This window comes from Mesorhizobium album, assembly GCF_033977205.1.
In the GTDB taxonomy this organism is placed as follows: Bacteria; Pseudomonadota; Alphaproteobacteria; order Rhizobiales; family Rhizobiaceae; genus Mesorhizobium; species Mesorhizobium album.
On record NZ_JAVIIW010000013.1, the window covers coordinates 33,142 to 52,058 of the forward strand.

Genomic DNA, 18,917 nt, shown 5'->3' on the forward strand with positions numbered 1-18,917 from the left:
TTCGGCCGTCGAAATCAGGCGGTCTTTGGGGCTGCTTCGCGGGAACCGGCATCGCCCCCCGGCTCGCCGATCACCCGGTCGCGGCCGCTGGACTTCGCCTTGTAGAGGCGCTGGTCGGCAAGCGCGAAGATGTCGGCCAGGCAGCGTGTCGTCTCGCCGACGGTGGAGACGCCGGCGCTAACCGTGATGTTAAAGCGGCTGGTGTGCACGGAAGTCTTGACCGCGTTTCTGATGCCTTCGCCCAGCAGCTTGGCCAGCGAATGCGGCTGCTGGCATAGGATCGCAAACTCCTCGCCGCCGATCCTGAACACCTGATCCGCATTGCCGAGTGTCTCGATCAATACCGAAGCGACGGACTTCAGCACCTTATCGCCCTCCGCGTGGCCGAAGCGGTCGTTGATCGACTTGAAGTGATCGACATCGACGATCAGCAGGCTGAGCGGCTTGGCGGTCCTGATGCTGGCCGCCACGGCGGCCTCGCCGTCGGCATCGAAGCTGCCGCGATGCAATAGCCCGGTCAGCCCGTCGCGCCCGACATGCTTGACGAGCGCCTCGTAGCGCTCGCGGTAGGTGAGGGTATCGAAGATATCGGAAAGGCCGCGCGGGAGCGCGATCTCGTGATCCTCGACCCATCGGAGGTAGGCGACGAGCATGCCGCTGTAGACGAGTGCCGCCGCCATCTTGGCGAACCAGCCCCCGAAGAAGACCCCGATCGGCGCGCTGGCGACGAAATGCAGCGCCGTGAAGAAGCCCGCTTGGTCGAATGTCAGCACGCAGGCGACGGACGCCAGGATGCGGGCGAAAGGCATGTGGCGCAGATAGGCGCCGAGCTTCTCGTAGAGCAGGATGATCAAGATGGCGTCGACGAACAGCAAGGTGGTGCCCCAGCCCATCAGCCAGCCCATCTCGTCGATGAAGCCGATATCCGGCATCTTGCCGTCCGGGAGCGGCGAAATCGCATGCAGGCGTAGGATCAGGACAAGCGCGATCATCAGCGCATTGCCGAGCAGCAGGCCGTAGATCGGCTGGCGGACGGTCGCGGCGTCCTCCTTCAAATAGAGCAGGAGCAGCATCGCCAGCTTGCCGGAAAAGAGCACGGCCGAGCCCGGCGAAACCATGCCGAAGGGCGTCGCGACGTAGAAGACGCTGGCAAGGTAGGTTTCGAGGAAGTGCATGACACCCAGCGCGCAGAGGAACACGCCGAGCCCGATGCGGTTCCTGAAACGGAAGAACGTGACCATGGCGCCGAAATAAAGAACCGCTTCGGCAAGGAGCAGGAGAGCGTTCAACGACTCGATCCGATCTTTTCCGGAAATCGCGGTCCGAACCGCGATTTCCCAACCTTCTCCGTTCTGAACGGGAATGGTTAACCGCGGCTTTCGCTGACCTGCGCGACACCGGGAAAGATCGATATCGAATGAGGTGCTTCGGGCCTGGCGAAGGCTCCGGGACAAATTGAGGCATGCCGAAAGCGATTGCCGTTCGGCGCTTCATCGCCTACATAGCGCGCAACCTCCATCAAACTCGACAGTTCAGTTTCAGGGAAAGCGCGCGTGGCACGCCAGTTCATCTATCACATGTCAGGCCTGTCGAAGGCCTACGGCACCAAGAAGGTGCTCGATAACATCCACCTGTCCTTCTATCCGGACGCCAAGATCGGCATCCTCGGCCCCAACGGCTCGGGCAAGTCGACCATCCTGCGCATCATGGCCGGGCTCGACAAGGAGTTTCAGGGCGAGGCATGGCTGGCCGAGGGCGCGACGGTGGGCTACCTCGCGCAGGAGCCGCAGCTCGACGCAAGCAAGACCGTGCGCGAAAACGTCATGGACGGCGTCGCCAGGAAGACCGCCATCATCGAGCGCTACAACGAGCTGATGATGAACTATTCCGACGAGACGGCGGACGAGTCGGCCAAGCTCCAGGACGAGATGGACCGCCTGAACTTGTGGGATCTTGAGCAGCAGGTCGAGATGGCGATGGACGCGCTGCAGTGTCCGCCGGCCGATTCCGAGGTGACCAACCTCTCGGGCGGCGAGCGCCGCCGCGTGGCGCTTTGCCGGCTACTGCTGGAGCAGCCCGACCTTTTGCTGCTCGACGAGCCGACCAACCATCTCGACGCCGAGACCACGCAATGGCTGGAAAAGCACCTGCGCGACTATCCGGGCTCGGTGCTGATCATCACCCACGACCGCTACTTCCTCGACAATGTCACCGGCTGGATCCTCGAGCTCGACCGCGGCCGCGGTATCCCCTACGAGGGCAACTACACCAAATATCTCGACGCCAAGGCCAAGCGCCTGATCCAGGAAGGCCGCGAGGACGACGCCCGCCAGAAGGCGATCTGGCGCGAGCGCGAGTGGATCCAGTCCTCGCCGAAGGCGCGCCAGACCAAGTCCAAGGCGCGCATCAAGGCCTATGAGGAACTGGTCGAGCAGTCGCAGAACCGCAAGCCGACCGACACGCAGATCGTCATTCCGTCGAGCGAGCGCCTCGGCAATGTGGTTGTCGAGATCGAAGGCCTCAACAAGGGCTTCGGCGACGAGCTTCTGATCGAGAACCTGTCGTTCAAGCTGCCTCCGGGCGGCATCGTCGGCGTCATCGGCCCGAACGGCGCCGGCAAGACGACGCTGTTCAAGATGATCACCGGCCAGGAAAAGCCGGACGCCGGCTCGATCCGCATGGGCGAGACGGTGAGGCTCGGCTATGTCGACCAGAGTCGCGACGCGCTCGACCCGAACAAGACCGTGTGGGAAGAGGTTTCCGGCGGCGCCGAGGTCATCAAGCTCGGCAAGCACGAGGTCAACAGCCGCGCCTACTGCTCGTCCTTCAACTTCCGCGGCGGCGACCAGCAGCAGAAGGTCGGCAACCTTTCGGGCGGCCAGCGCAACCGCGTGCATCTGGCCAAGATGCTGAAGGGCGGCGGCAATGTGCTGCTGCTCGACGAACCGACCAACGACCTCGACACCGAAACGCTGGGTGCGCTGGAAGACGCGCTGGAAGCCTATGCCGGCTGCGCCGTCATCATCAGCCACGACCGCATGTTCCTCGACCGCATGGCGACCCACATGCTCGCCTTCGAGGGCGACGCGCATGTCGAATGGTTCGAAGGCAATTTCGAGGAATATGAGAAGGACAAGCTCCGCCGCCTGGGCGCGGAAGCGGCCACCCCGCACCGCATGACGCACAAACGACTGACAAGGTAAAAACCAAGCAGGGCGGCGAGACACGAGCGAGGTGATCAAATGGCTGACTGGTCCGCCGCCCAATATCTGAAATTCGAGGACGAGCGCACGCGGCCCGCGCGGGACTTGGCCGCGCAAGTTCCCGTCGACTTCCCGCGCCGCGTCATCGACATCGGCTGCGGGCCGGGCAACTCGACCGAGCTTCTGGTCGAGCGCTGGCCGGATGCCGAGGTCAGCGGCTTCGACACTTCGCCCGACATGATCGAGAAGGCGAGGGAGCGGCTTCCCAACGTCAATTTCGAGCTCGCGGATGCTTCCGCCTGGCAGCCGGAAAAGCCGGTCGACGTCATCTTCGCCAACGCGGTCTTCCAGTGGCTGCCGGAGCATCCGGCGGTGTTCCAGCGGCTGATGGGGTTGCTCGCTCCAGGCGGCGCTTTAGCCATCCAGATGCCGGACAATCTCGCCGAGCCCTCGCACCAACTGATGCGGGAAACGGCGGCCGAGATGTCGTTCGCGGCCAAGCTCAAGGGCGCGGCGCGGGCGCCGCTGCCGCCGGTTTCCTTCTACTATGATCTGTTGTCGCCGCTCGCCGACCGGCTCGACATCTGGCACACGATCTACAACCACCCGCTTGCCGACGCCGAAGCGATCGTCGAATGGGTCAAGTCAACAGGGCTGAAGCCGTTCCTTGACCCGCTCGACGCGGATGAGAAGAAGCTGTTCCTCGAAGGCTATACCGCGAAGATTGCAAAGGCCTATCCGAAGACGGCGAACGGCAAGGTGCTGCTGCGCTTTCCCCGCATCTTCATCATCGCCAAGCGCGCCTGACCACTCACGACCAAAATACCAGCAGCGGTGGCCGATTTAAGCTGGCATAAACCGGCCGAATGCGACAAGGGTAGCCAAGGCTCGCTCGAGCACCAAAGGCCGCGCCTCGGACGGATTGGACATGCATCGCGTCATCATCAGCGGCATCGGCGCCGAAATCCCTGCGCCCGTCATCACCAATGAAGAGCTGGTCGAAAGCTTCAACAGCTGGGTCGACACGGAGAATGGGCGCCGCGCCCTGACCGGCGAGACGCTGCTGCAGAAGTCGGACAGCGACTTCATCGTCCATGCGTCGGGCGTGCAGACCCGCCATGTGATCGAGCGCGAAGGCATCCTCGATCCCAGCCGCATGGCGCCGCGCATTCCGGCGCGGCCGGACGACGCCCTGTCGCTGGAGGCTGAGTTCGGCATCGCATCCGCCAGGAAGGCGCTCGACCATGCCGGGCTAAAGCCGTCGGATATTGACCTGGTGATCTGCTCGGCCTCGCACCACCAGCGGCCCTATCCGGCGATCGCCATCGAGATGCAGCAGGCGCTGGGCACCAGGGGCGCCGGCTTCGACATGGGGCTCGGCTGCTCCTCCGCCGCGGCTGCGCTGCACGTCGCGGTCAATCTGGTCAGGGCAGGGGCGCACAAGCGCATCCTGGTGTCGACGCCCGAGATCATCACCGGCCATCTCAATTTCCGCGACCGGCAGACGCATTTCATCTTCGGCGACGCTTCGGTGGCCATGATCGTCGAAGGGCTCGACCAGGGCGAGAAGCGGCCGGGACGCTTCGAGGTGCTCGACACGCGCACCTGGACGCAATTGTCGAACAACATCCGCACCAATCTCGGCTACCATACTCGCGCCGCGCAGGACGATCCCTACATGATCGATCTCGAGGGTAACCTGATCAAGCAGGTCGGCAACAAGGTGTTCAAGGAAGTCACCGTCGCCGGGCACAAGTTCATCGTCGAGTTCCTGGCCGAACATGGGCTGACGCCACAGGGCATCCGCCGCTTCTGGCTGCATCAGGCCAATGCGCGCATGAATGCGATGATCCTGAAACTCGCCTTCGGCCACGATGTCGACCATGACCGCGCGCCGATGGTGCTGGAACGGCTCGGCAACACGGCGGGCGCCGGGGCGATCGTGGCGCTGTCGGAAAACCACGCCGATATGAAGGCCGGCGATTTCGGGCTGATCTGCGCCTTCGGCGCCGGCTATTCGATCGGCGGCGCGCTTCTTAGAATGCTGTGAAAGGGCGTCAGGCCGGCGCGAAGGGCACCAGCATCGGCACGCGCCTGGCATAGTCGTCATAGGCGCTGCCAAGCTCGCCGCGCAGGAAGCTCTCTTCCAGCCTGGCCTTCACGACGATGCCGACAAGCAACAACGCGGCGCCGGCGATGCCCCATACCGTACCTTTCGCGGCCATAGTGGCGAGGATTGAAAGCAGCAGTCCGGTGTAGATCGGGTGGCGGACCAGCCCGTAGGGCCCGGTGTCGACGACGCGGTGATCGGCCTTGGCCGTGACGGTGCCCGACCACAGCCTGCCGAGATGCAGGCGCGCCCACCAGGCGAAGGCGAGGCCGAGGGCGATCAGGGCGACGCAGATCCACGCCTCGGCAAGGGTTGGCGTCCACAGCCGCAGCCGGCCGACATAGCCATGCGCCGGCACGAACAGCAGTATAGTGCCGGCGAGCCACAGAGCCCGGTAACGGGCTTCCGCCTTGAAGCCTGCACGCTTTTTCACTGGGTCGGCCCAGAAGGAGGCGAGAGCCCAGGACACCAGCCAGATCAGCCACAGGGCCGCGATTGCGGGTCCGGGATGCATGGTCGACCTCCTACTCGCACCGCCATCAAAGCGATGCCGCGCGGCGAAAGATAGTGGAGGGCAGTAAGAACGTCGTGATCGTTGTGATCGCAAGGCGAGGGCCGAGCAGACACCGCTACTATTCGCTCGAACAACTGAACAACCATTGCATGCCGAAAGCATCGACGAGCATGCCGAAGCTCGTCCCCCAATCTTGACGCGCCAGAGGCACCGTGATCCTGCCATCCTCGGCCATGGTGCCGAACAGAGCCTGCATCGTGAGAAGGTCGTCGAATTCCAACATCAGTGCCGACCCCTTCATGGGCTCGGCGTCGTCATTGTCAGACGCGTGAAAAAGGACGCCCGGCCCCTCGAACCGGGCATGCAGCACTTTCCCTCGCATGGCTTCAGTTCGCACGGGCATATCGTTTTCGCCCCAGCGCAGCAGGACCGTTCCCCGGCCGAGGCCGCACCGTTCGTAGAAGGCAAGGGCCTCCTCGCAGTTGACCGTGAAGAACAGCGAGGGCGAAAACCGCATCGCGTGCCCTTGCTCCTCAACCGTGGTCGTCACGCTGCGGCCATCACGGCTGCGACAAGCGCATCGCCCGAATATTGCCGGCCGCCGATGCCCCAGCCGCCGTCGGGCGCGTTGACGATGTTGATCCAGGTGTTTTCAGGTTTGTGGCCGGGCACGCAGAACTCGGCGACGATCCTGGCGGCTGCCGTGATGAATGCCTCTCGGGCCTCGATGGACGCCAGGCCGATGTTTGGCAGCTTCAACTCCACCATGACGACAGGCCGGTTGGCTCCGCCCGCATAGATGCGATGAAGCGGCAGGACATGCACTGTTCCGCCGACAATCGCTGTGAAGAACGAATTTCCGGTTGCCCCGGAGGCCTCGATCAGAGCGGCACTCAAGCGGGGCAGTATCTCGCGCTCTCCCGCCGGGGTCAGCACGCCTTCGGGCGCGGTCACGGTGATCGGCATGTTTGGGTCTCCTTTCCTGGTTGCGAGCGACTCCTACAGCAGGGCTTTCTGCTTGCCATGTTTCGTATTGATTGATACGTTTCTTGCGAACGATGAGTCAATAGGTTTCGTATCGATCGTTATGGAAAATTTGGAGAGGCCTCGGGGGGGCAGGCCGCGCGCATTCGACCCGGAGGCTGCACTCGATGCCGCGATGCATCTGTTTTGGGAGCATGGCTATGAGGCGACATCGCTTGCCATGCTGCGCGAGGCCATGGGTCTGACGCCGCCGCAGATCTACAACGCCTTTACCGACAAGGAGACGCTGTTCCGTCGGGCGCTGGCCCGGTACCACGACAGGGAGATCGGGTTTGCGCTGGACGCGCTCAGCGCGGCGATACCGACCGAGGAGGCGATCCGGTTGCTGCTGACGGGAGCGGCCATGGCCTACACCCGGCCGGGCAAGCCCGGCGGCTGCCTGTTCATCAGTGGCGCGCTGGCGGCGTCGCCGCAGGCGCAAGGTATCGCGGACGAGCTCAAGACATACCGCAAGGCAACTGAGGCGGCGATCGCGGCCCGGCTAGCCAAGGGACGTGATGCGGGCGAATTGCCGGCGGGTCTATCCGTCGAGCGATTGGCCAAATACCTGACCGGCGTCATGCACGGAATGTCGATCCAGGCGCGTGACGGCGCTTCGGCCGAAGACCTGCAGGCTCTGGCCGAGACCACCCTTGCTGCCTGGGCAGCCGAAGTGCGAAAAGCGGCCGACTCAAAAGGTGAGGCCGATGTCGGACCTGTTGCCAACGACTGAACCTGCCGTCGACATCGTGCCGGGCCGCAAGCTCGCAGCGAGGGCGGCCGCGCTCTACAAAGCGCCTTTCGATCACTTCGAGACGAGGCCGGTGGACGAGTTACGGCTTGGGTTCGACGGCATCGAGGGCGATTTCCACGCCGGCGCGACGCGGCGTTCCGGCGGCCGCGAGCCTTGGTATCCGCGCGGCACCGAGATGCGCAACGAAAGGCAATTGTCGCTGGTGGCGGCGGACGAACTCGCCATCGTCGCCGAGCGGATGGGCATTGCGGACATCAAGCCGGAGTGGATCGGCGCCAATCTGCTGATCGAAGGCGTGCCGCATCTTTCGATGCTGCCGGCGGGATCGCTGCTGTTCTTCAAGGGCGGCGTGACCGTCAAGGTCGATGCGCAGAACGGGCCTTGCCGCTTCTCCGGTCGCTCGGTGGCCGAGCATGCCGGTATGGCCGATCACGAGGCTGGGGCATTGCTGTTTCCGAAGGCAGCCAAGCGCCTGCGCGGCCTTGTCGCCTGGGTCGAGAGGCCGGGCGTGATCAAGGCAGGCGAGGAGATATCGGTGCGGGTGCCGGAGCAGTGGATCTATCGCGCTTAGAGCGTTTCACCGTTTCACGGAAACGGCGAACCGCTCTATCCTGGAATTGCTCTAATAGCGCACCGCGCTCGACCAGGCCGGATCCTCGTGCTTTTGCCAGTAGAGGCGCATCAGGCGCTCGGTGATCGCGCCGACCTTGCCGTCGGCCACCGGCGCGCCGTCGATCACCGTGACAGGCATGATGCCGCCGGCGGTCGAGGTGATGAAGACTTCGTCGGCTGTCTTGAGCGCGGCCACACCGACATCCGCTGCAACCGCGGGCAGTCCCGCCTCGGCGCATAGGTCAAACACGGTGCGGCGCGTGATGCCGGGCAGAACGCCGACGGCGGGCGTCGACAGTTTGCCTGCCTTGACGCAGAAGACGTTGAAGCCCGGACCTTCGGCGACGTTGCCGTTGAAGTCGAGGATCAGCGCGGTGTCGGCGCCGCGGTCATAGGCATCGTAGAGCCCACGCACCAAGTCCAGCCAATGGTAGTTCTTGATCGAAGGATCGATCGAGGCAGGCGGGATGCGGACCTTGTCGCTGATCGCGACATGCAAGCCGCGACGCAACTGCTCGGCATTGGCGACCGAGCCGAAGGGAACAGCAAAAGCCATGAACCGGTTGATCGCCTGACGCGGATCGCGGCTGAAGGTCGGCGATGCGCCGCGCGTGCACAGCATCTCGACATAGGCGGCGCGATGGCCGGACAAGGCGACGCAGTTGTGCAGGATTTCGGCAACGCCGTCGCGGTCGAACGGGATCGTCATGCGAAGCTTTTCCAGCCCGCCGAAGAAACGCTCGAGATGCAGGTCGAGTCGGAAAAAGCGGCCGTCCCAGACATGGACCGTGTCGTAAGTGGCGTCCGAATGCAGGAAGCCCCAGTCCAACACCGAGACCTTGGCCTGCGACGTCGGAAGGTATTGGCCATCCAGGTGAGCCACGCCGTCGGGATAGGCGTGCGGGTCGACGTGACGATCTGAAAGAACTGGGAGCAGCCCGGCGGGCTTGGAGGCGGCTTGGCTCATTTCATTCCTCCACGTCGTCTGCGGCAAGGCAGGCTAGCGTCCGGCTCCGAATGCAGTAGAGCCAGGTCACGGGCGCCGCTTGGCCTGCGAGGCGACGGCGCGTTCCAGGCGGTTTCCATCAGCCTCACTCGTCCTCGTCGTCCCCCTCCAACAAGCGCGTCGCGCGCCAGTGAGTGAGCACCTCATTGGTCTGCTCGATGACGAAGAAGCGTGCCGAATCCCGGTCATAGCCTTCGCCAAGCAGCTTCTCGTAGTCGGTATGGGCGTGGCGGATATGAGCGATGGTTGCCAGCCACACCGCGATCGTCGGCGGCAAGGTCTTCATATGCGCGGCCCCGGCATCGGCGCGGATCTTTTCCATGTCCGCGTAAGGGGCGAGCGGCAAGAGCGCGGTCAGCGCCTTGGCAATGGCGCGGCGTCGGCCGGTGGGTGCGCTCATTTCTCATCTCGCCCGGCAATGGTCGCCTCAGGGAAGGCATCGATCGAAGCATAGTAGGGCTTGATATCGATGACCGGCGTACGGTCGAGCACGTCGATAGCGTCGATCTCGATCCGGCCGGCCCCGATATCGAGCACGACGAGCTTGGCGATATGCAGGCCGACCGGGTTCGGCCGGGCAGGGGAGCGCAGCGAGAAAACGCCTTTCGGTTCAGCTGCGTGGCGCGGTTTCTGCACAATGAGATTCCGCGGCGCATGATCGAGCCAGGACAGGATGACGATGTGGCTGGCGCGGCCGAGGTCTTGCAGTCCCGGGCGGTAAGGCTCGTCGATCAGGACCGTCGCCGTCCGCCCGGTCTCGCGGGCGGCGCGCATGTTCTTCGGACAATCCTCGCGGCTCGTCCAGGGCGAGGCGATATGGCCGATGAAGACGACATGGTCGTCCGGCGGCAGGTCCGCCGGGTCGGTCTTCAGGAGCTTCTCACCTTCGCGTGTCTCGAACATCGCCTTCGTCCGATCAGTTCGCAGGGGACCGGCTTGCCGTGCGCCGATCATGGCTGCGCCATTTTCTTGTCCGCAAGCGACATAGCGCTTGCCAGGGTTTCAAAATCGACATAAACATATCTTTATATCTTTCAGCGAGAGCCCGCTCATGCATGTCACGCTCGACACGATGGTAGATACATTGAAGGCGGCGGCCGAATCCAGCCGCTTGCGCATCCTGGTGCTGCTGTCGCGCGGGGATCTTACGGTCTCCGACCTTACCGAAATCCTCGGCCAGTCGCAGCCGCGCGTCTCGCGGCATCTGAAGCTCCTGCTCGATGCCGGGCTGATCGGCCGCTACCAGGAAGGGTCCTGGGCCTTCTTCAGGCTTTCGGACACAGACAGCTCGCGCGACTTCGTGCAGCGCCTGGTCGCGGGCGTGCGCGAGGCCGATCCGCAGGTGGTGCGCGATCTGGAGCGGCTGGCGGCGGTCAAGCGCAAGCGGCAGGACCGGGCCGCCGAATATTTCTCGGTCAATGCCGCGAGCTGGGATCGCATACGCTCGCTGCATGTGCCGGACCGTGCGGTGGAGGCAGCACTGTTGAAGCTCGTCGGCAAGCGGCCGTTCCAGTCGATGCTGGATCTCGGCACCGGCACGGGCAGGCTGCTGGAGATCTTTGCGCCGCTCTACAGGCGCGGCGTCGGCATCGACATGTCGCGCGAGATGCTGACGGTGGCGCGCGCCAATCTCGACAGAGCGGGGGTCGCCAATGCGCAGGTGCGCCAGGGCGATATCTTTTCGCCGCCGGTCGAACGCAACGCCTTCGATCTCGTCACCATCCACCAGGTGCTGCACTATCTCGACGATCCGGCCCGCGCCATCGGCGAGGCGGCGAGGCTGCTGCGCCCGGCGGGCCGGCTGGTCATCGTCGACTTCGCGCCCCATAATCTGGAGTTCCTGCGCGACCAGCACGCCCATATGCGGCTAGGCTTCTCCGACCGGCAGATCGCGGACTGGTTCGAGGAGGCTGGGCTCGATCTCGAAGACAGCCAGGAATTCGAGCCGCGCGGCCAGGCGGAGGCAAAACTGACCGTCAAGCTCTGGCTCGGCCGCGACCGCCGGCTGCTGATCGCCGATCCGTCCAATGACTCGCTACCAGCAAGGGAAACAGCCTGATGAACCAGTTCCGCTTTTCCCGCCGCCCCGACATTGGCGAGAAGGTCCGGGTTTCCTTCGAGTTCTTCCCGCCGAAGACGGACGAGATGGAGGCAAGGCTCTGGGACACCGTGACCAGGCTCGAGCCGCTCAAGCCGAGATTCGTGTCGGTGACCTACGGCGCCGGCGGCTCGACGCGCGAGCGAACCGCGCGCACGGTGAAGCGCATCCTCAACGAAACGACGCTGACGCCGGCGGCGCACATGACCTGCGTCGACGCCGCCCGCCATCAGGTCGATGCCGTCATCCGGGAATTCGCCGAGTTCGGCGTCAAGCGTTTCGTCGCCTTGCGCGGCGATCCGGCGGCGGGCGTGGGAACCGCCTATCGACCGCACCCCGACGGCTATGCCAACGGCGCCGAACTCGTCGGAGCGATGAAGAGCGTCGGCGATTTCGACATCTCGGTTTCGGCCTATCCGGAAAAGCACCCGGAAAGCCCGGATTTCGCCACCGACATCGACATGCTGAAGCGCAAGGCCGACAATGGCGCGACGCGGGCGATCACCCAGTTCTTCTTCGATAACGACCTCTACGAACGTTATGTCGAGCGGGCGCGCCGCGCCGGCATCTACATCCCGATCGTGCCGGGCATCCTGCCGGTGCACAATTTCACCCAGGTCGCCAACTTCTCGTCGCGCTGCGGTGCGCTAGTGCCGGCATGGCTGGCCGAGCGCTTCGAGGGGCTGGAGAACGACCCGCAGACGCACGCGCTGGTGGCCGCGGCGGTGGCGGCCGAGCAGGTGCTCGACCTCATCGAGCGCGGGGTCGCCGACTTCCACTTCTACACGATGAACCGCGCCGACCTGGTTTTTGCCGTCTGCCACATGATCGGCATCCGCTCGCATGAATCGGAGGCGGCCGGGTCGGCCGCGGCTTGATGCATGTCGCCCAAAAGTGCGCAGCGGTTTTGGGGGTACGACATGCGTAAGGCAAGGCGCTCAAAGCGCAACGCGCTTTGAGCAGGCTGAAATGGAAAAGGCCGGGTGGAACCCGGCCTTTTCAAATTGATTGGACTATTTTCGGTGCTGGTCTTCCCGGCTTCGGCGGGTCAGGGAAGAACGCCTATGATGAGGGCGCCGATGAATGCAAACGCAGCACAAATCATCAATGCGTTGATTGGCCTCGTCAGTCCCATGCCATAGTCTCCTCTTCAGAGCTATGGCCGGAATCTAGAGTCATTTGGGTTACAGGCAAGCGGAAAACGTGCTGCAATGCGACATGATTGTGGAATTTGCGACTTGCCATTTGCCGTTAGCCATTGAAACTCCTCGGCAAAAGCGGCCTCAAAAGTTGTGCAAAAATTGTGGCGGCGGCGTGACATGACACCGCTACCATCGGCCGAACAGGCGGCCGTCGATGGTGATCAGGCCGAGTCCGATCAGCGCCATGCCGCCCATCTCGAAGAACTGCAGCCGCTCGCCGAGGAACAGGAAACCGAGCAGCACGGCGCTCACCGGCACGATCAAAGTGACCAGTGAGGCATTGGTGGCGCCGGCCGAGGCGACGAGGTTGAAATAGAGAATGTAGGCGATGGCGGTGGACAGCAGCGCCAGCCCCAGCACTGCGGCCCAGACCGGCGGCGAGACCGAGAACAGCCCGGCCGGGCCGTAGGTGAGGAGCACGACGGGGATCATGATTACGGTCGAAGCGGTCAACTGTCCGGTTGCGATGACCGGCGACGGCACGCCCTTGAGGCGCCGCGCAATCATCAGTGCGACGGCGTAGGACAGCGAGGCGCCGATCAGCGCGAATTTGGCCCAGACCGGGCCGCCGAGCCCGGCCACCAGTCCGGGTCCGATCATCACGGCGGTGCCTGCGACGCCGAGCGCGATGCCGGCCAGCTTGTTCCAGGACAGTTTCTCGTCGGCGGTCAGCGCATTGGCGAGGATCAGCGTCCAGAACGGCGTCGTGGCATTGAGAACGGAGGCGACGCCGGCGCCAAGCTCGGTCTGGCCGGCAAAGATCAGTGAGAAGGGAATGACGTTGTTGGTCAGCGCCAGCAGAAAGAACAGGCCGGCATAGGGAAAGGCGAGGCGGAAAGACGGCCCGCGGATCGCCAGATAGAGCTGAAGCGCGGCCGCCGCGATGACGACGCGAAACAGCACCAGCGCCAGCGGCTGGATCTCTGACACGGCAATGCGGGCAAAGAAGAACGAGCCGCCCCAGATCGCGCCGAGCAACAGGAGTTGTGCCCAGTCCCTGATCGTCATCGGTCCGCGCGTCACCGCCGCGCCAGCCGTCATCGTCATGTCGTCACCCTCCCAGGCCGATCGCAATCTCAGCCGCCGCATCTGCAACCGATATCCGTTCCGGCGGCAAGGGCCACCCGAAACCTGACCGCTGGCTTAGCGTTGGCGGAAAGTGCAGCGGACCGCGCGGGAAGGAGAGACACAGAACTGTTTTCTTTGGCGGCTAGCTAGGATTAATTGTGCGCGCCTGATTGAGGATTCGTCCATGCAGCGATTCGAAAATGCTCGCGAGGCGGCGTTGGCGCTTCGTCCGGACGATCCGGTCTATTGCATCCGCCCGCAAGTGCTGAAGGCCGATGCCTTGCAGTTCATGGGCATGTTCCCAGGCAAGACCGCCTATGCGGTCAAGACCAATGGCGAGCAGATCGTGCTGAAGACGCTGGTGGAAGCGGGCGTCAGCGCCTTCGACGTGGCCTCGCCAGGCGAGTTCGCCGCCGTGCGCGCCGTCTCGCCGGACGCCGAGATGCTCTACATGCATCCGGTCAAGGCGCAGTCCGACATCAAGCTGGCGCTGGAGAAATACGGCATCCGGGTGATTTCGCTCGACCATGAGGACGAGATCACCAAGCTGACGCGCGTGGTGCGGGCGCTCGATATCGACCCGGGTGCGGTGACGGTGTTCGTGCGTATCCAGACCAAGGGCCACGCCGCCTACGAGCTATCGAAGAAATTCGGCGCCGGGCCTGCCAATGCGGTGGAGCTTGCCGAGCGGCTCAACCGGACCGGCTACAAGGTCGGCCTCTGCTTTCATGTCGGCAGCCAGATCGAGGACCCAGACACCTATGAGCGCGCGCTGGCTTCGGCCGATTGGGTGCGCAACCGGCTGAGCTTCGACATTGCCGGGCTCGATGTCGGCGGCGGCTTTCCAGCTGAATATGGCCACGATCCCAACCGCAGGCACATCGAGATGCCTTCGCTCGGGCAACTCATGTCGCGGCTGGCCGGCGACCTCAAGGAGTATCAGTTCGACGCGATGCCGCTGGTGGCCGAGCCCGGGCGGGTGATCGTGGCGCGCTGCCTGTCGCTGATCGTGCGCGTGCTCTTGCGCAAGGGCAAACGGCTCTACATCAACGACGGCATCTGGGCGTCGCTGTCGGATTCGTGGACCGGCAAGATCACGCTGCCGGCGCGCTTCATCCCCGACCCGGCGATCCGCACGCGCAATGGCAGTGAGAAGACCATCGTGCCCTTCAAGGTCTGCGGCGCGACCTGCGATTCCGTCGATATCCTGTCCAGGCCATTCTGGCTGCCTGAGACGGTCGACACCGGTGACTGGATCGAGATCGGCCATATCGGCGCCTACTCGCTGTCGCTGAGGACGCGCTTCAACGGATTCTTTCCGGATACCTTCGTCGAGGTTACAACACCCTTCGACGAAGGCGATGCGCCGCAGGGGTTTGCGAGTCTGGAGACGATGGCGGACTAGGCAACCCCGCCGCCCGCCTGAATATTCTCGCCGGTCAGCCAGCGGGCTTCGTCGCTGGCGAGGAAGACGGCAACATCGGCAACATCGCGTGGTGCGCCTATCCGGCCGAACGGCGACATACCGGCCGCCACAGCACGATCCCGCTCCGGCAGCAAGTCGGTGTCGGTGAAGCCTGGCGACAACGCATTCACGGTGACGCTGCGCGGCCCAAGCTCACGCGAGAGCACGCGAACGAACTGTTCGACGGCACCCTTGCTGCCGAGATAGAGCGCCGTCTGCGTGAAGAACATCTTGGTGCCGCCGGTGGAGACGGCGATGATGCGGCCGCCGTCGCGAACACGCCTGGCCGCTTCCTGAAGCGTGAAGAACGTGCCCTTGGCATTAGTGCCGAAGACGCGGTCGAAATCGGTCTCGCTTGCTTCGGCGAGCGGCTTGATGACGGCGACGCCGACATTGGCAACGACAATGTCGATGGCGCCCAGTTGGCTCTCGGTTTCGTCAAACAGCCTGCGGACATCGGCCGGAATGGAAATATCCGCTTGAATGGCTAAGGCTTTTCCGCCGTTGGCCAAGATGGCGGCGACCACATCATCGGCGGCTTTCCTGTTGCCGACATAGTTGACGATGACGGACGCGCCGTTGGCGGCTAGACCCTCGGCTATGGCACGGCCGATGCCGCGTGAACTGCCGGTGACGATTGCGGTTTTGCCCTGCAACGACTGAGACATGATCGATTTCCTTCAACCCTTCACCGTCGCGCCGATGTGGCGGCTGGTTGAGAAATAGCGACATGCAATTGATCGGATAATCGCCTATTATCTGACTGTCTTGTTAATCCAGAGATACATAATGCGCGGGTCCGAATTCACCGAGCTCAAGGCGTTCGCTGCAATCGTGGAAGAGGGCAATTTCGTTCGTGCGGCGGCGCGGCTGCGAGTGTCGCCGCCGGCGCTCAGCCAGACGATCCGACATTTGGAGGCGCGTGTCGGCGTTCGATTGCTCAATCGCACGACGCGCAGCGTCTCGCCAACCGTGGCTGGCGAGACGCTGTTTAGGCGCCTTGGCGTTGCGTTCGGAGAGCTGGAAGACGCTGTCGCCGAGGTTCAGGCCGCACGGGACAGGCCGGCCGGTTCGCTGCGGATCAATGTTCCGCGCGTTGCCGCAATGCGCTTCGTCGCGCCGGTCCTCGGCGATTTCCAGCACGCCTATCCCGACGTTGCGCTGACAGTCATCGTCGACGACATGCTGGCCGACATTGTCGAGGGACGATTCGACGCCGGTATCCGCCTCGGTGAGCGGTTGGAAAAAGACATGGTGGCGGTGAAGCTGAGTGACGATCTGCAAATGGCAGCGGTGGCTGCTCCGGCGTATCTGGAGGGCCGCGCAATCCCCCGTCACCCACAGGACCTGCACCAGCACCGCTGCATCAATTTCCAGTGGCCCAGCGGCGGCAACATCTACCGATGGGAGTTTTCGCGCGGCAAGCGATCGCTGGAAATCGCGGTGAAGGGAAGTCTCACCGTCAACGATACCGAACTGATGCTCAGGGCGGCGCTGGATGGGGCAGGTGTGGCCTACATGATTGACTATCAAGTCCAGCCATGGATCGAGAAGGGCAGGCTGGTACGGTTTCTCGAATCGTGGTCGCCTAGCTTTCCGGGCTTCTATCTATACCACCCAAGTCGACGGCTTGTGCCGCCGGCGCTGCGCGCGTTCATTGATTTCGTGCGGTCGAGACGAGAGTAGCGGAATTTCGCTACTATTCACAATTTCGCCAGCAACTCCGGCGTCGGCCAGCCATCCACGGGAAGGCCGAGCCGCATCTGTTCCTTGCGGATCGCCTCGCGGGTGTTGGTGCCGAGGATACCGTCCACCGCGCCGACATCGTAGCCCTTGGCTTCGAGCTTCGCTTGCAGCGCCTTCATCTGGTCGCCGTTGAGGCCGGGTTCGGGCGTGCGTGGGTCGAATTGCGGCGCACCGGCCAGACGGCTCGCAAGCACCGCAGCGGTGAGTGCATAGGTGAAGGACTGGTTCCACTCCAGGTAAACGTCGAAATTGTCGTAGGTCAGAAAGGCCGGACCTTTGCGCCCCATCGGCAAGGCGAGGCCGGCCTTCAGGCCATTGTCGACCAGCGGCGTGCCGTTCGGATTGGTGACGCCCCACTGCGCCCATTGCGACAGAGGCAGCTTGTTGGTGCGGCCGGTCTGATCCCACGGCATCTCGTCCGGAACGCGCACTTCCTCGACCCAGGGCTGGTCGCGCTTCCAGCCGCGCGACAGGATCTTGTCGGCCGTGGTCATGATCACGTCCGGCGCGCTGTTCCTGAGGTCGACCTTGCCGTTGCCGTCGCCGTCGACGCCGCGGGCGAGGTAGTCGGTGGGCAGGATCTGCGTCTGGCCGATCTCGCCGGCCCAGGCACCCTTGACGTCGGCCGGCACCGTACCGCGGTCGATCAGCGTCAGCAGCGGCACGAGCTGCGGCCGGAAGAGCTGAGGCCGGCGGCAATCATGCGAGAGCGTGACCAGCGCATCGAGCGTATGGAAATCGCCCTGAACCGCGCCGAAATCGGTCTCCAGCCCCCAGAAGGCGGTGATGACGGCCGGCTGGACGCCGAACTCCTTGTCGGCGCGCGCGAAGACGTCGGCGTATTTCTTCAGATTGGCCGCGCCCTGCTTCAGGCGGTAGGCCGAGATCATGCGGTTCGAGAACTCGGTGAAGGTCTGGGTGAACACGCCCTGGGCGCGGTCGCGCGCCAGCACCTTCTCGTCGATGGCGGCATCTTCCAGCGCGTCTAGGCCGACCGCGCCGACGCCGGCCGCCTTGGCTTCGGCCGCGACGCCCTGTTTCCAGGTTTCGAAATCGCCCCCGCATTCCTGCGCCGCCGCAGGCCAAGCCAGAGCGCCGAGAACCAGCGCCGCCAGGATATCAACGCGCAATCGCATCGCTTCCCTTTCGAGACCGCGGCATGATCCGCGGAACCCGGCCGGGTTTGGACAGGATCATGCGTAGATTTCAAAGTTCAGGAGCGTCATCCGGCACCCGGCAGGGGGTGCGCCGCTCCGCATCATCAGCGGTTGCAACTATCGCCCGCCCGCCGTGTCGAAAAGCAGGCGCGCGGGCCGATGTCAACGGGTGTTCTGCCGCAACCACTTGTTCCAGGCGGCTTCCGAGCCGTTGAAAACGTTGATGTCGGACTTGCCGGTCATGCCGGGCACGATACCGGTGCCGGTGTACTGCCAGAAGGTGAAAGGATTACTGCCATATTTCTGGCGCGGATGGCCAGCGACCGAACGCAGCCAGTAGGGATAGCCGCGGAAGGTCGCCAGCTGGTTGTCGTCGAAGAAGTCAAGCGAGGTGTAGATGATCGGCTTCTTGCCGTAGTGACGCTCGACCATTTCGAGGAAGGTCGTCATCTCGCTGCGCACCGTTGCGGGATCTGGGCGCAGCCTGCAGGTCGGCGACTTCGGGTTCCATTCCATGTCGAGCACCGGCGGCATTGCCGACGGATCCCTCGGAACATTGGCGATGAACCAGCGTGCCTGCGTGGCGGCAGGCGTGCAGAAATAGAAGAAATGATAGGCCGCGCGCGGAATTCCCGCGGCCTTGGTGCGCGCCCAGTGCTCGTTGAACTGGTCGTCGAACCGGTCGCCGCCCTCGGTCGCCTTGATGAAGGCGAAGGAGATGCCGCTGGCCTTGGCCGTCGGCCAGTCGACGGAGGTCTGGTATTTGGAGACATCGGTGCCATGGATGGCGTAGCTCCACGGCGCGCCGCTGTCCCATTCATGCGGCTTGGAATCCTCGAAACGGGGCGCGCGCACGGCAAACGTCTGCGACGATGGCGCCAGCGGCGAAAGATCGTCCACAGTCGAGCAGGCGCCCAACAGCGTAAGCATCAGGATGGCCGCAAGACGGCGCATGGTAT

Annotated in this window: 20 protein-coding genes; 9 read left to right on the top strand and 11 right to left on the bottom strand. The window is 63.9% G+C overall.

Going from position 1 to position 18,917, the window contains the following annotated elements:
• Positions 1-14: 14 nt before the first annotated feature.
• A complete protein-coding gene (locus RFN28_RS13185; protein ID WP_320287876.1) occupies positions 15-1,241 on the bottom strand; it encodes a GGDEF domain-containing protein in 1,227 nt (408 codons plus the stop codon).
• Between the two features lie 312 nt (positions 1,242-1,553).
• Between RFN28_RS13185 and ettA the strand changes: the two genes are divergently transcribed.
• From ettA to RFN28_RS13200, 3 genes are all read left to right on the top strand, one after another.
• Positions 1,554-3,203, top strand: coding sequence for an energy-dependent translational throttle protein EttA (gene ettA / locus RFN28_RS13190; RefSeq protein ID WP_320287765.1), 1,650 nt, complete (start codon positions 1,554-1,556; stop codon positions 3,201-3,203).
• A gap of 39 nt (positions 3,204-3,242) precedes the next feature.
• Complete coding sequence (gene tam / locus RFN28_RS13195) at positions 3,243-4,010, top strand: trans-aconitate 2-methyltransferase (protein ID WP_320287766.1); 768 nt, start codon at positions 3,243-3,245, stop codon at positions 4,008-4,010.
• 121 nt (positions 4,011-4,131) lie between these two features.
• Positions 4,132-5,253: a beta-ketoacyl-ACP synthase III gene (locus tag RFN28_RS13200; RefSeq protein ID WP_320287767.1), complete on the top strand. Its 1,122-nt coding sequence runs from the start codon at positions 4,132-4,134 to the stop codon at positions 5,251-5,253.
• Positions 5,254-5,260: 7 nt separating this feature from the next.
• On the opposite strand, the gene RFN28_RS13205 is transcribed toward RFN28_RS13200, so the two are convergent.
• The 3 genes from RFN28_RS13205 to RFN28_RS13215 all read right to left on the bottom strand — a co-directional run bounded on the left by RFN28_RS13205 (position 5,261) and on the right by RFN28_RS13215 (position 6,793).
• Complete coding sequence (locus RFN28_RS13205; RefSeq protein WP_320287768.1) at positions 5,261-5,827, bottom strand: methyltransferase family protein; 567 nt, start codon at positions 5,825-5,827, stop codon at positions 5,261-5,263.
• 118 nt (positions 5,828-5,945) lie between these two features.
• Positions 5,946-6,344 carry a VOC family protein gene (locus RFN28_RS13210; RefSeq protein WP_320287877.1) on the bottom strand — a complete coding sequence of 133 codons (399 nt, stop codon included), beginning with the start codon at positions 6,342-6,344 and terminating at the stop codon, positions 5,946-5,948.
• Positions 6,345-6,373: 29 nt separating this feature from the next.
• Complete coding sequence (locus RFN28_RS13215) at positions 6,374-6,793, bottom strand: tautomerase family protein (protein ID WP_320287769.1); 420 nt, start codon at positions 6,791-6,793, stop codon at positions 6,374-6,376.
• Between RFN28_RS13215 and RFN28_RS13220 the strand changes: the two genes are divergently transcribed.
• Together RFN28_RS13220 and RFN28_RS13225 are read left to right on the top strand one after the other, a co-directional pair.
• Positions 6,792-7,583, top strand: coding sequence for a TetR/AcrR family transcriptional regulator (locus RFN28_RS13220; protein ID WP_320287878.1), 792 nt, complete (start codon positions 6,792-6,794; stop codon positions 7,581-7,583). The genes RFN28_RS13215 and RFN28_RS13220 overlap by 2 nt on opposite strands.
• Positions 7,558-8,175, top strand: a complete 618-nt coding sequence (locus tag RFN28_RS13225) for an MOSC domain-containing protein (RefSeq protein WP_320287770.1) — start codon at positions 7,558-7,560, stop codon at positions 8,173-8,175. The genes RFN28_RS13220 and RFN28_RS13225 overlap by 26 nt, the downstream gene beginning before the upstream one ends.
• Positions 8,176-8,226: 51 nt before the next feature.
• Here RFN28_RS13225 and RFN28_RS13230 read toward each other — a convergent pair whose 3' ends face one another.
• The 3 genes from RFN28_RS13230 to tsaA all read right to left on the bottom strand — a co-directional run bounded on the left by RFN28_RS13230 (position 8,227) and on the right by tsaA (position 10,125).
• Positions 8,227-9,183 (bottom strand): D-amino acid aminotransferase, encoded by a 957-nt coding sequence (locus RFN28_RS13230; protein ID WP_320287771.1) that lies wholly within the window; start codon positions 9,181-9,183, stop codon positions 8,227-8,229.
• Positions 9,184-9,307: 124 nt separating this feature from the next.
• Positions 9,308-9,622: a DUF2293 domain-containing protein gene (locus tag RFN28_RS13235; RefSeq protein ID WP_320287772.1), complete on the bottom strand. Its 315-nt coding sequence runs from the start codon at positions 9,620-9,622 to the stop codon at positions 9,308-9,310.
• On the bottom strand, positions 9,619-10,125 hold the full coding sequence (gene tsaA, locus RFN28_RS13240) for a tRNA (N6-threonylcarbamoyladenosine(37)-N6)-methyltransferase TrmO (protein ID WP_320287773.1): 507 nt from the start codon (positions 10,123-10,125) through the stop codon (positions 9,619-9,621). Before tsaA ends, RFN28_RS13235 begins: the two co-directional genes overlap by 4 nt.
• Positions 10,126-10,273: 148 nt before the next feature.
• Between tsaA and RFN28_RS13245 the strand changes: the two genes are divergently transcribed.
• Positions 10,274-11,281, top strand: a complete 1,008-nt coding sequence (locus RFN28_RS13245; RefSeq protein WP_320287774.1) for an ArsR/SmtB family transcription factor — start codon at positions 10,274-10,276, stop codon at positions 11,279-11,281.
• Positions 11,281-12,198, top strand: coding sequence for a methylenetetrahydrofolate reductase [NAD(P)H] (gene metF, locus RFN28_RS13250; protein WP_320287775.1), 918 nt, complete (start codon positions 11,281-11,283; stop codon positions 12,196-12,198). The genes RFN28_RS13245 and metF overlap by 1 nt, the downstream gene beginning before the upstream one ends.
• A 450-nt stretch (positions 12,199-12,648) precedes the next feature.
• Here the strand turns inward: metF and RFN28_RS13255 are convergent, their stop codons facing one another.
• Positions 12,649-13,569: a DMT family transporter gene (locus RFN28_RS13255; RefSeq protein ID WP_320287776.1), complete on the bottom strand. Its 921-nt coding sequence runs from the start codon at positions 13,567-13,569 to the stop codon at positions 12,649-12,651.
• Between the two features lie 205 nt (positions 13,570-13,774).
• Here RFN28_RS13255 and RFN28_RS13260 point away from each other — a divergent pair, with 205 nt between their 5' ends.
• Positions 13,775-14,995, top strand: coding sequence for an alanine racemase (locus tag RFN28_RS13260; protein ID WP_320287777.1), 1,221 nt, complete (start codon positions 13,775-13,777; stop codon positions 14,993-14,995).
• Here RFN28_RS13260 and RFN28_RS13265 read toward each other — a convergent pair.
• Positions 14,992-15,723: an SDR family oxidoreductase gene (locus RFN28_RS13265; RefSeq protein ID WP_320287778.1), complete on the bottom strand. Its 732-nt coding sequence runs from the start codon at positions 15,721-15,723 to the stop codon at positions 14,992-14,994. The two genes, RFN28_RS13260 and RFN28_RS13265, sit on opposite strands and share 4 nt — an antisense overlap.
• Positions 15,724-15,844: 121 nt before the next feature.
• On the opposite strand from RFN28_RS13265, the gene RFN28_RS13270 reads away from it, so the two are divergent.
• A complete protein-coding gene (locus RFN28_RS13270) occupies positions 15,845-16,741 on the top strand; it encodes a LysR family transcriptional regulator (protein WP_320287779.1) in 897 nt (298 codons plus the stop codon).
• A gap of 17 nt (positions 16,742-16,758) precedes the next feature.
• Here the strand turns inward: RFN28_RS13270 and RFN28_RS13275 are convergent, their stop codons facing one another.
• Positions 16,759-17,937, bottom strand: a complete 1,179-nt coding sequence (locus RFN28_RS13275) for a lytic murein transglycosylase (protein ID WP_320287780.1) — start codon at positions 17,935-17,937, stop codon at positions 16,759-16,761.
• Positions 17,938-18,120: 183 nt separating this feature from the next.
• Positions 18,121-18,912, bottom strand: a complete 792-nt coding sequence (locus tag RFN28_RS13280; RefSeq protein WP_320287781.1) for a glycoside hydrolase family 25 protein — start codon at positions 18,910-18,912, stop codon at positions 18,121-18,123.
• Between the last annotated feature and the right edge of the window lie 5 nt (positions 18,913-18,917).